At 48.3% G+C, this 11,728-nt stretch carries 14 protein-coding genes; 4 read left to right on the forward strand and 10 right to left on the reverse strand.

Annotated features, from left to right (window positions below; genetic code table 11):
• Positions 1-10: 10 nt before the first annotated feature.
• From waaO to rfaQ, 6 genes are all read right to left on the reverse strand, one after another.
• Positions 11-1,024, reverse strand: coding sequence for a lipopolysaccharide 3-alpha-galactosyltransferase (gene waaO, locus EOS97_RS09000; protein ID WP_000088475.1), 1,014 nt, complete (start codon positions 1,022-1,024; stop codon positions 11-13).
• Positions 1,025-1,029: 5 nt separating this feature from the next.
• Positions 1,030-2,109, reverse strand: coding sequence for a lipopolysaccharide 1,6-galactosyltransferase (gene waaB, locus EOS97_RS09005; protein WP_000683979.1), 1,080 nt, complete (start codon positions 2,107-2,109; stop codon positions 1,030-1,032).
• A gap of 83 nt (positions 2,110-2,192) precedes the next feature.
• Positions 2,193-2,387, reverse strand: a complete 195-nt coding sequence (locus EOS97_RS09010) for a hypothetical protein (RefSeq protein ID WP_001537634.1) — start codon at positions 2,385-2,387, stop codon at positions 2,193-2,195.
• A 55-nt stretch (positions 2,388-2,442) separates the two neighbouring features.
• Positions 2,443-3,240, reverse strand: coding sequence for a lipopolysaccharide core heptose(I) kinase RfaP (gene rfaP / locus EOS97_RS09015; protein WP_000229825.1), 798 nt, complete (start codon positions 3,238-3,240; stop codon positions 2,443-2,445).
• A complete protein-coding gene (locus EOS97_RS09020; protein ID WP_001261577.1) occupies positions 3,233-4,357 on the reverse strand; it encodes a glycosyltransferase family 4 protein in 1,125 nt (374 codons plus the stop codon). The genes rfaP and EOS97_RS09020 overlap by 8 nt, the downstream gene beginning before the upstream one ends.
• Positions 4,354-5,424, reverse strand: a complete 1,071-nt coding sequence (gene rfaQ / locus EOS97_RS09025) for a lipopolysaccharide core heptosyltransferase RfaQ (RefSeq protein ID WP_001805169.1) — start codon at positions 5,422-5,424, stop codon at positions 4,354-4,356. The genes EOS97_RS09020 and rfaQ overlap by 4 nt, the downstream gene beginning before the upstream one ends.
• 408 nt (positions 5,425-5,832) lie before the next feature.
• On the opposite strand from rfaQ, the gene waaA reads away from it, so the two are divergent.
• Positions 5,833-7,110 carry a lipid IV(A) 3-deoxy-D-manno-octulosonic acid transferase gene (waaA, locus tag EOS97_RS09030; RefSeq protein WP_000891580.1) on the forward strand — a complete coding sequence of 426 codons (1,278 nt, stop codon included), beginning with the start codon at positions 5,833-5,835 and terminating at the stop codon, positions 7,108-7,110.
• Between the two features lie 8 nt (positions 7,111-7,118).
• The gene (gene coaD / locus EOS97_RS09035; RefSeq protein WP_001171882.1) at positions 7,119-7,598 is read left to right on the forward strand and encodes a pantetheine-phosphate adenylyltransferase; all 480 of its coding nucleotides are present in this window, start codon (positions 7,119-7,121) and stop codon (positions 7,596-7,598) included.
• Between the two features lie 23 nt (positions 7,599-7,621).
• Here coaD and mutM read toward each other — a convergent pair whose 3' ends face one another.
• From mutM to radC, 4 genes are all read right to left on the reverse strand, one after another.
• Positions 7,622-8,431, reverse strand: a complete 810-nt coding sequence (mutM, locus tag EOS97_RS09040; protein ID WP_001114516.1) for a bifunctional DNA-formamidopyrimidine glycosylase/DNA-(apurinic or apyrimidinic site) lyase — start codon at positions 8,429-8,431, stop codon at positions 7,622-7,624.
• Between the two features lie 97 nt (positions 8,432-8,528).
• Positions 8,529-8,696: a 50S ribosomal protein L33 gene (rpmG, locus tag EOS97_RS09045; protein WP_001051798.1), complete on the reverse strand. Its 168-nt coding sequence runs from the start codon at positions 8,694-8,696 to the stop codon at positions 8,529-8,531.
• A gap of 20 nt (positions 8,697-8,716) precedes the next feature.
• Positions 8,717-8,953, reverse strand: a complete 237-nt coding sequence (gene rpmB / locus EOS97_RS09050) for a 50S ribosomal protein L28 (RefSeq protein ID WP_001519051.1) — start codon at positions 8,951-8,953, stop codon at positions 8,717-8,719.
• Positions 8,954-9,170: 217 nt separating this feature from the next.
• Positions 9,171-9,836 carry a DNA repair protein RadC gene (gene radC / locus EOS97_RS09055; RefSeq protein WP_000380129.1) on the reverse strand — a complete coding sequence of 222 codons (666 nt, stop codon included), beginning with the start codon at positions 9,834-9,836 and terminating at the stop codon, positions 9,171-9,173.
• A 175-nt stretch (positions 9,837-10,011) separates the two neighbouring features.
• On the opposite strand from radC, the gene coaBC reads away from it, so the two are divergent.
• A complete protein-coding gene (coaBC, locus tag EOS97_RS09060; RefSeq protein ID WP_000050176.1) occupies positions 10,012-11,232 on the forward strand; it encodes a bifunctional phosphopantothenoylcysteine decarboxylase/phosphopantothenate--cysteine ligase CoaBC in 1,221 nt (406 codons plus the stop codon).
• The gene (gene dut, locus EOS97_RS09065; protein WP_000976078.1) at positions 11,210-11,668 is read left to right on the forward strand and encodes a dUTP diphosphatase; all 459 of its coding nucleotides are present in this window, start codon (positions 11,210-11,212) and stop codon (positions 11,666-11,668) included. Before coaBC ends, dut begins: the two co-directional genes overlap by 23 nt.
• Positions 11,669-11,728: the final 60 nt, after the last annotated feature.

Genomic DNA, 11,728 nt, shown 5'->3' on the forward strand with positions numbered 1-11,728 from the left:
CCTATGGGTTTTATTCAAGAAGTTTACGTTTAAAGTAGGCTATATAATAATTTATACCCGAAGTATAATGCTTCTGATTAAACATATGCTTTGCCGCATAACGTAACTGATGGCTAGTGACTGGATTTAAAAGTGCACAATGAGACCATGGTGAGTTGCTCTTAGCCTGTAAAAAATATTGTGACACAGGGTAAGCCCCCCAACTATGCCAGGGCTTCGTTGGCCCGATATAATGAACAAATACAGTCTCAGCATCGACTGGATTAATAACTGAATCTTTTAATTCATAGTTAAGGCTAAATTGTGTATTAAATTTTTTATCAACAAAACGCGCTTTATTCACTAACAATATATTTAATACATCCTGATCAAGGTGCGTTATGCGCTGTACTACCTCCGGATCTTTTAGCATTTCAATCGCTTTCTTAGAGATATTTTCTGCGGTCCAAAGAGGTATGTTAATTAAAATAAAACCGGCATTAAAATAGCCAGAAACCAGCCCAGGCGTTGCCAGGCTAACCGAGCGCTTAGTCCACCATTCCAACTCGCCTTCAGCAACGACAGCTGCAATCTCATTTTCAGCAAAATTAAGATCAATAAGTTCCTGAATACTCCCCTTACATGCAATATCTGCATCCAGATAAAGTACTCTATCTGTTTTATCTGAAAAATAATCGGCAATAATGAATCTAAAGTATGTTGCATAGGTCCAGTTTTTGGTACTGGGTAGCGATTTTAAGCGCTCACAGTCGATTAGGTAAACAACAATCTGCGTAGCGTACTGTTTTGCTAATGCCTCAAATCGCTGCTGATCTTCAGAGCCAAAGAAATCGGTAAAAACATGGAAAGCTAACGCCTTCTCTGGGTTAGCGAGGAGAACCGATGCAATAGAGACACCACAGCCAAAAAGAAAGTTTTTATCAATCCCATAAGCTATATTAAATTTAGCAGCATCACTATGTTGTGCATAGTTATAATCTAAAGTCTGTTGAATGACTTCTTCTTCAAAATATTTTCTGCTCATAGTGATCACTTTTGTAATTTCGAGAATATCGCATTATTAAAATTTTTAAAATATAGCACATCGTAAAATCTCTCAATCGTGCCGGGAATAATATCATGCTGATATTTTACTTCACCAGAAATAACGCGATTAAGGTGTCCTACAAAATCATCTATAGTCCCCGTGGTGTAAAGCTCACCATTCAAACCGGGTTTAATCATATCGCGCGGACCAGACATACAATCAGAACTAATACACGGAATTCCATATGACATTGCTTCCAGTAGGGTCATAGGAAATCCCTCAAATGCAGAGGTAAGTAGTAACGCGGTGACATTTTTTATTTTTTGCTGTACGACTTGCCACGGCGCGCTTTGCCAACCATACCAGATCACACGCTGCTCAATACCAAGCTCCCGACTATAGGCCTGGCACTTTTCAAAATCTGAGCCATCACCAATAATATGTAACTGCCATTCCCCTGTCGTACGAGCTAAGCCATCAAATAAATCTTTAACTCTTTTCTGCCCTTCAAATTTAAGACGCCCTACATAGAGAAATACAGCGGGTTTATCGCGCTCAGGCGGCGGCACAATGATTGTTTTAATAGAGACAGGATTATAAACGACGCTAATATCTTGCGCTGAGATACCCCGTGTCATCATCTGTTCTTTAATACCACTACTGATGGCCAGATGATAATCCGCGTACGTTATACATTCTGCATGTTTTTTATGGTCGAGCGAAAAATGTGGCCACGAGAAAATAATAAACTGTTTACCACTTTTCTTTCGTGCTTTATTGGCATAAAGACATGAGATGACATCAATACATATCACAATATCCGGTGACGTTTCTTTCAGCCACTGACTAAAATTATAAACATGCTTAGCTCGACGAAGGAAACTTAATTTTATATTTGAGAATGATTGCGCATATTTAATCTCTTTTAGCCATGCTTTATCCATTTTGTCATTACGACAAAAGAAAAACATTTCACAGTTGATTTTCGGAGAGCTATTTTCAAACGTATGGATAACGTTGCTAATAACGGTTTCCATCCCTCCAAAACCAGATACCGCTTCGCCAATAAATGCTATTTTCATATATACCCCAGAGTTAAAACCTTAATCTAAAGACTTTAGATATTAAATAGCAAAAATAGTAATATAACCCTATAGAGTAATTTTTACCTGACATCTCTCTTTTGCTTTAAGGCGTAGTCAATATCTTTATTATTTTCGATAATGGAATATATTGCCACACCTGCTGGCATTATAAAACCATGATCAAAGCAAAGAGCAATGTCCAGTCTTCTTCCAAAAAAATCATCATGTTGAATTATGTTTTTTTGGTTTGAAATATAACTTTTAATGTCAGACATTCTGTCTATCCTTGTCTCACTCATAAATTACTCACTGAGTGCATAATTATTATAATTACAGATTTTTTCTTATTGTTCTTTCTTTAATTCGAGCGGCTTTAACATCTGCCTGATGAATCAACCCCGATTCTTTTTGCAAAATCTCTCGCAGGGGGAGAGAGAAATACTCACGCATAAACCGGAATATATCTCGCTGAGTCAGGCCAATATTCATTGAAGAAAAATAAAGCCCAATTAAATCTTTGTCACGCCAGCGAAGGGGAACGTGCTGGCGTATCTGCGCGCGATGCAGGTCGATTACGGAGATTTTTAAATCCTCTTCGCGACCAGTGAAAGGTAAATGCAGAAGAAAGTGGCAAATATAACAGTCGCGATGGTTAATTCCCCCGGCGTGCATTTTACGTACCATAGTCGCAACACGCTTAATGATCATCCACTTCACCTGCGCGTCCGGTGGATTAACAGCCCAGTCAGCACAGTAGTCTTCAAGGCTAATGGTAGGCGTTAAATCTTCGGTGATAATAAATGATGTTCTGGTTAGCGGGTTTACGCCTTTTTCACCAAAACCAACGCCGTGCATCGTATCAACGCCCAGCTCATGTAGACGATGAATAGCGTGCCATTCTCTGTCAGCGCCCAGAACAGGCATACGTAACGAAATCAGGTTCTTCACAATTTCTTTCAGCGAAGTGCCTTTATGCCACTTCAGGAAGTAGCTTTTACCGTCCAGCTCAAACCGCAATGTTCGACGCGTCTCCAGCTCTCTGAACACTTCGCCCTGTAACGTTTTCACTTCCTCAAAAGCATCTTTACCGCGCCATAGTGTGGTTAACGGCGCTTTCAGCTCAACCATCTAAATCACCTGTAATAATATCTGCGGCCTTCTCCGGTAAGCTGTATAAATCCTGGGTATCAGCATAATACCGCGCATTTTCAGCCCAGGCGTTGCGTAAGGAAGGCTGTGTCAGCGCTTTGAGTAAAACCTCATTTAGCGCATCCTGGCGGAATGGTTCAGTCATCGCTTCGCCACAGTTTGCATCCACAATATAATGTGCATAACCGCACACCGCAGTTGTCAGCACCGGCAAACCAGCAGTAATGGCTTCCAGCAAAACAATACCTGCAGCTTCCTGATAGGCTGGATGCAGTAAAAGGTCGGCTGCTGCCATTAACTCCGCGATATCATTACGTCCGGAGAAAAAATGCACATTCGTGCCGACGCCGCTTCTTTCAGCCAGTGCTGCAAACTTCTTCGGCTTATCCTGCCCGACAACATAGAGCACCGTATTTTGCCGTAAAGATTCGGGTAGCGATGCCAGCGCTTCAATAGAGCGATCCACACCTTTACGGGTAAAGTCAGACCCTACTTGCAACAGTAATTTTTGCTGTTCTGAGATACCATTTTTCTGACGATAAATTTGACGACTGTTTGGGATCTGTTGGCTATATTTTCTGTCCGGGTAAATCCCCGGAGGAAGAATATGGAAACGCTCCGCTTCAGTCTGATAATGTTTTTGGAAGTCAGCAATCTGCTTATTCGTCAGCATTAATAGTTGCGTCGGCTTGCCGTGTTCAAACGTGGCGCGTTCAAAAGCAGCATAATGCCGATAGCGTGATGTCAGGCGATAGAAAAAACCTTTTTCCTGTGCGACTTTTTCGGCATAACACACGTCTGCGGCGTAATACACATCAAGGCCCGGCATCTTATTGAATCCAACCACCCGATCGACAGGATGGTCACGCAAATGGTGTTGCACCCAGGCATAATATTCTGCGTTACGACCGTGGTTCGTCCGGGATTTAACCGGCACGCGGATTAATTCAAAATTATCCGGGCATTCCCCTTCCCATGACTGAGTATAAACACGAACCTGATGACCTCGCGCCGCCACGGTTTGGGCAATGCGCATAAAATCACGCTGCAGACCGCCAAAAGGAAAATATTTATATAAGCAAAAGGCAACTCTCATAGCAGGCTGTCCAAATCTATGGTGCGTGCCTCATGCGGCAGCATTTTTTCCGTCGCGGCGATAACATCTTCAGCCGGAATCACGGAAAGGTATTTTTTATTACGATCAAGCTCATGCCGTTCAGGCATCGGCTGATAATTTCCTGCCCAAAACTGAATGATGTCGTCGGTCCAGGGACGCCAGAACACATGATCCGTCGCGCCGAAAAGGCAAATGACCGGCGTTTTGACTGCTGCGGCAATATGACCAGGGGCCGAATCAACGCCGATAAAGAGATCCGCATGGTCAATCAACGCGCCCAATTCAGGAAAGCGAGTTTTACCCGCCAGACCAGTAGCCGGTTTTGTTTCACAGCCGCGTGCAATAGCATCCACGCAGGCCATCTCGTCTGCGGCCGGGCCTGACGTCAGTACAACTTGATAACCGCGGCGCTGCACGGCATCAATAACCTGAGAGAATTTATCATTATCCCAGCACTTAAATAGCTGCCGTGCCGTAGGCTGAATAACAACATATTGTCGGGTCACACCAAGTTGTTTGAGCTGTTGTCGCATGTTTTCCCAATGTTCCGGGCGATAGCTCATGGTGGTTTCCGTGACATACTGTTTTAGCGCTAACGGCTTTAGCGCGGATAATGTGCGCTCAACAGCATGTTCTCCCGCATAAGGTACTAAATGCGTAAAGCTTTTTTTCCATAAAGCAGACTGACGATTACCGAAATCCTGCGAGATTTTTATTTTTGCGTTTAAAAAACGCACAATAAGCGCCACGCTCCACTGATCGGTGAGATTGACGACCAGATCATACGAGTTAGCACGCAATTTTTTGATTAGCGATAGCGCGTTTTTGATCTTCTCTTTTGTTCCTGCGCCTTTATTACTGATGCCGTAGAGTGCATTAATCTCCGGATTTTCCGACAATATCGGTATGGTGTTCTGGTAAAGAAGCACATCGATTTTTGCATCGGGATAATTCTGCTTCAGCGTACTGATGACAGGGGTGGTAAGTAACATGTCTCCATGAAAACGCATTTTTATAATCAGAATTCTTCGAAATGGCTTTTCCACAAGCGACTCTTTGGTTGAAATTGTCCGGATAAATAAGCAGAAAAAAGCACGCTACCGCCCCAGGCTTCACAGCAACCCGATGGCTAATACCGCACTCATTTTAGATGCGCTAGTGTAACACTTCTTTCGCAGCAATCCGATACGAATAATTTTTATACACAATCATTTTTTTAATCATAAATTCAAAGAGATATTAATTTACCCCTCTCTTGTGAATGGTCATTCCCATTGTCTGGGGCGACAAGGGCGGCAAATTTCAATGGATTGCGTAAAAATGCAAAAATAATGGGGTTCAGCGCCTGGAATCCTCGCTTCTGAGCCAATTTGGCGCAAAAATGGGAAAAGTAATGGTAAAGCCCAGGCTAAATACATAGAATCCCCAGCACATCCATAAGTCAGCTATTTACTATGCTCGAATTGCTTTACACCGCTCTTCTCTACCTTATTCAGCCTCTGATCTGGATACGGCTTTGGGTGCGTGGACGTAAAGCGCCGGCCTATCGTAAACGCTGGGGTGAACGCTACGGATTCTACCGCCGTCCGTTGAAACCGGGCGGAATCATGCTGCATTCCGTCTCGGTGGGCGAAACTCTGGCGGCCATCCCATTGGTCCGCGCTCTACGTCATCGCTATCCCGATCTGCCTATTACCGTAACGACCATGACGCCGACCGGCTCGGAGCGCGTCCAGTCCGCCTTTGGCAACGATGTTCAGCACGTTTACTTGCCTTATGATTTGCCCGATGCGCTCAATCGTTTCCTCAATGAGATTGATCCTAAGCTGGTATTGATCATGGAGACTGAGCTCTGGCCAAATCTGATTGCTGCGCTGCACAAACGTCATATTCCGCTGGTTATCGCTAATGCGCGGCTTTCCGCCCGCTCCGCCGCGGGTTATGCGAAGCTTGGCAAGTTTGTCCGTACGCTCCTGCGCCGTATCACCCTGATTGCCGCGCAAAACGAAGAAGATGGCGAACGCTTTGTGGCATTGGGCGCGAAGAACAATCAGGTCACGGTCACCGGCAGTCTGAAATTTGATATTTCAGTTACGCCGCAGCTGGCGGCTAAAGCCGTTACGCTACGCCGCCAGTGGGCGCCGCACCGTCCGGTCTGGATTGCCACCAGCACCCACGATGGCGAAGAGAGTATCGTTATCGCCGCTCACCAGGCGTTATTACATCAATTCCCGAATTTATTACTGATTCTGGTGCCCCGCCATCCGGAGCGTTTCCCGGATGCTATCAATCTTGTGCGTCAGGCAGGGTTAAGCTACATCACTCGCTCTTCGGGCGAAGTGCCGTCCGCCAGCACCCAGGTCGTGGTAGGCGATACCATGGGCGAATTAATGTTGCTCTATGGCATTGCCGATCTCGCCTTTGTTGGTGGTTCGCTGGTTGAACGCGGCGGTCATAACCCGCTGGAGGCCGCCGCTCATGCGATTCCGGTACTGATGGGCCCGCATACCTTTAACTTTAAAGATATTTGCGCCCGTCTGGATCAGGCGAGCGGACTTATCACGATTACCGATGCGGCTACGCTGGCAAAAGAAGTTTCCTCTTTACTGACCGACGCTGATTATCGTAATTTCTACGGACGTCACGCAGTTGAAGTGCTGTATCAAAATCAGGGCGCGCTCCAGCGTCTGCTGCAACTGCTGGAACCTTATCTGCCACCGAAAACGCATTGAGGACTGTCATGCAAAAACGGGCGATTTATCCAGGTACGTTTGATCCGATTACTAACGGTCATCTCGATATTGTGACGCGCGCAACGCAGATGTTCGACCATGTCATTCTGGCCATCGCCGCCAGCCCCGGCAAGAAACCCATGTTCACCCTGGACGAACGTGTGGCGCTGGCGCAAAAAGCGACCGCACACCTGGATAACGTAGAGGTGGTGGGCTTTAGCGACCTGATGGCCAATTTCGCCCGCGACAGACAGGCGAATATCCTGATTCGTGGTCTGCGCGCGGTGGCGGATTTTGAATATGAAATGCAGTTGGCGCATATGAATCGCCATCTGATGCCGCAACTGGAAAGCGTTTTCCTGATGCCGTCCAAAGAGTGGTCGTTTATTTCATCGTCGCTGGTCAAAGAAGTGGCGCGCCATCAGGGCGATGTGACCCACTTTCTGCCGGACAACGTGTATCAGGCGCTAATGGATAAGTTGAAATAAGTTTCCTTGCCTGGCCTGGCGTTTTACTTCTGACAGTGACGGCAATAGAACGTCGCACGCTGTGCGTGTTTCGTTGCGACTATCGGCGTACCGCATACCCGACACGGCTCGCCTTTGCGCCCGTACACCTGCAACTCCTGCGCAAAATAGCCCGGCTTCCCATCGCTTTGCAGAAAATCCTTCAGCGTTGTCCCGCCTTGTTCAATAGAGCGCAGCAAAACGGCTTTAATCACCCGCGCCAGCAGGTCGCACTCCTCTGTCGAGAGTGACGACGCCAGGCGGTCAGGGTGAATACCAGCGGCAAACAGCGACTCGCTGGCGTAGATATTCCCCACGCCGACCACCAGCTTGTTATCCATCAGCCAGGGTTTAATCGCCGTCTTCTTCTTCGCGCATTTCTGCCGCAAATATTCGCCATTAAACTCATCGCTTAGCGGCTCCGGTCCCAGATGCGCCAGTACGTTATGCCCTTCCAGCTCTTTGGTCCATAACCAGGCGCCAAAGCGGCGAGGATCGGTATAACGTAGAATTTTGCCATTGCTCATCACCAAATCGACATGGTCGTGCTTTTCCGCCGGCAGCGCTTCCGACAGTATCCGCAAGCTTCCCGACATCCCCAGGTGAATAATTATCCAGCCGTCAGGCAGCTCCAGCAGTAAATATTTAGCACGACGCTGAACGCTAAGGACGGGTGTATCGCTCAGACGATAAATTTCGTCTGAAACCGGCCAGCGCAGACGACCGTTACGGATATGGGCGTGCAGGATAGTAGCGCCAACTAAATGGGGTTCAATACCCCGGCGGCTGGTTTCAACTTCGGGTAATTCAGGCATAACGTCTCCGGCTGTGTGGCAGGTCTCATTAATATGGGGACGGCCAGAAAACAAAAAACCCCGCCGAAGCGAGGTTTTTGTTACATCAAAGCGAGAATTATTTGATTTTCGCTTCTTTGTAGATCACGTGCTGACGGACAACTGGATCGAATTTTTTCAGTTCCAGTTTTTCCGGTTTAGTACGTTTGTTCTTCGTAGTGGTATAGAAGTGACCAGTACCAGCAGAAGAAACCAGCTTGATTTTCTCACGAATACCTTTAGCCATGACTTATTTCCTCTTAGTACTTAGTACTTTTCGCCACGGGCACGCAGTTCAGACAGAACTGTTTCGATGCCTTTTTTATCGATGATACGCATACCTTTAGCAGATACACGCAGGGTGACAAAACGCTTCTCGCTCTCAACCCAGAAACGGTGAGAGTGCAGGTTAGGCAGGAAACGGCGTTTAGTCGCGTTCAGTGCGTGGGAACGGTTGTTACCGGTCACCGGACGCTTGCCAGTAACTTGGCAGACTCGGGACATGTCTATTCTCCAAAAATCAAATTAGCTCGAGCTTCGTATGGGGTATCGGCGCCTCGTCAGGCTTTACAGCCTGGTCATCGCGCAGTTCTATTGAACTCTCGATTGCCAGGCCCAAATGCCAAACCCGAGATTCTCAAAGGTGGCGTAGTATACGCTGACCCGGCGATATGCTCAAGTCCCGAACAGACAAAGATCCCGATGGATCGCGCAAAGAATCTTAAATCCAGCCGCGTTCGGCAAAAGAAACGTACTCTCCGCGCCCAATTATCAGGTGATCGAGCACCCGGATATCCATAAACTGGCAACACTTTATCACGCGCTCAGTGATAAGTTTATCTGCTTTACTTGGCTCTGCGCAGCCTGAAGGGTGGTTATGCGCCAGAATGACCGCTGAAGCATTGAGTTTAATCGCTTCCCGAACAATCTCACGCGGATGCACCTCTACGTGGTTAAGCGTGCCGGAAAACAGGCGGCTGTGCTGAAGCACCCGGTGCTGGGCATCGAGGAAGATCACCAGAAAGATCTCACGCTCTTCGCCCGTCAGTTGGCTTTGCAGAAATTCCCGCGTCATTTCCGGACTCAGCAACGCACTTTCCTCATTCATGCGCACGCTGTAATAGCGCCTTGCCAGCTCAGCAATGCCTTTCAACTGCGCGAATTTCGCCAGGCCGATGCCGTTTACGCCGCGAAACTGCGCAAAGTCCGCCGACAGCAGGCCATACAGCGACCCAAAGTGCTGCAATATCTCTTTTGCCAACGTCATAACATCTTTTCCCGGCGTGCCGGTACGTAAAAAAAGCGCCAGCAGTTCCACGTCGCTGAGGGAAGCAATGCCGGATCTGAGCATTTTTTCACGCGGTAATAATTCGTCCAACGTATCCATACGCGCACCTCCTTTTTTAAGGAAGCGGCATAGTGGCACAGCCTTTGGGAGAGATCGACGCCCTGATTTTGTTCTTGCGTAGCGCCTCGCAAAGTGGAACGCAGGCAACGACACGACGCCGTAGAGATTGTGATAAAATAGCCGCCTTTCAAAGTCACCCCACAGGAAAGACATGATGAGCCTGGCCGGTAAAAAAATTGTTCTCGGCGTTAGCGGCGGTATTGCTGCGTATAAAACGCCGGAGCTGGTGCGCCGTTTACGTGAGCGCGGCGCTGACGTGCGCGTAGCAATGACCGAGGCGGCAAAAGCCTTTATTACCCCCCTGAGCTTACAGGCAGTGTCGGGCTATCCCGTATCCGACAGTCTGCTTGACCCTGCCGCTGAAGCCGCGATGGGGCATATCGAGTTGGGGAAATGGGCCGACCTGGTGATTCTTGCCCCCGCGACCGCCGACCTGATCGCCCGTGTAGCATCGGGTATGGCTAATGATTTAGTCTCCACCATCTGCCTGGCGACGCCAGCCCCGGTGGCCGTTCTTCCGGCCATGAACCAACAGATGTACCGCGCTGCCGCCACGCAACATAATCTGGAGGTGCTCGCCTCTCGCGGCCTGTTCATTTGGGGGCCGGATAGCGGCAGTCAGGCGTGCGGCGATGTAGGCCCAGGCCGAATGCTGGACCCATTAGTTATCGTTGATAAGGCCGCCGCGCATTTCGCTGCCGTCAACGATCTGCGACATCTTAATATCATGATTACGGCAGGCCCGACGCGCGAACCGCTCGACCCGGTGCGTTATATTTCCAACCACAGCTCAGGTAAAATGGGCTTCGCTATTGCGGCGGCCGCCGCGCGTCGCGGCGCAAATGTCACGCTGGTCTCCGGTCCCGTTTCGTTACCGACGCCGCCTTTTGTAAAACGGGTTGATGTCATAACCGCGCTGGACATGGAAGCCGCTGTTCAGGCCGCCGTTCAACAGCAGCATATTTTCATTAGCTGCGCCGCCGTGGCTGACTATCGCGCAGAGACTATCGCCAGTGAAAAAATCAAAAAACAGGCGGCGCAAGGTGATGAATTACTAATAAAAATGGTCAAAAACCCGGACATTGTCGCCGGGGTGGCCGCACTCAGTGACAATCGCCCCTACGTTGTTGGGTTTGCCGCGGAAACGAATAATGTGGAAGAATACGCCCGGCAAAAACGTATCCGTAAGAACCTTGACCTGATTTGTGCAAATGATGTTTCTCTTTCAAATCAGGGGTTTAATAGCGATAAAAACGCTTTACACCTTTTCTGGCAGGATGGAGATAAAGTCTTACCGCTTGAGCGAAAAGAACTCCTGGGCCAATTATTACTCGACGAGATCGTGACCCGTTATGATGAAAAAAATCGACGTTAAGATTCTGGACCCGCGTGTTGGTCAGCAGTTTCCGCTGCCGACTTATGCTACTTCTGGTTCTGCCGGGCTTGACCTGCGCGCCTGTCTCGACGACGCCGTAGAACTGGCGCCTGGCGCAACGACGTTGGTGCCTACCGGATTGGCCATTCATATCGCCGATCCATCACTGGCGGCAGTCATGTTGCCGCGTTCTGGCCTGGGCCATAAACATGGTATCGTGCTGGGCAACCTGGTCGGGCTGATTGATTCCGATTATCAGGGGCAACTGATGGTTTCGATCTGGAACCGTGGTCAGGACAGTTTTACCATTGAACCGGGCGAACGCATCGCGCAAATGGTGTTTGTTCCGGTCGTTCAGGCCGAATTTAATCTGGTGGAAGCATTTGACGCCACCGAACGTGGCGAGGGCGGCTTCGGTCATTCTGGCCGTAAGTAAATTTTACGCATCCCCATAACGTCATAATACTGCCGCAAGCGCTGAGTTTGCGGTTATAGC

This window comes from Salmonella sp. SSDFZ54 (genome assembly GCF_004010735.1).
Lineage (GTDB): Bacteria > Pseudomonadota > Gammaproteobacteria > Enterobacterales > Enterobacteriaceae > Salmonella > Salmonella enterica.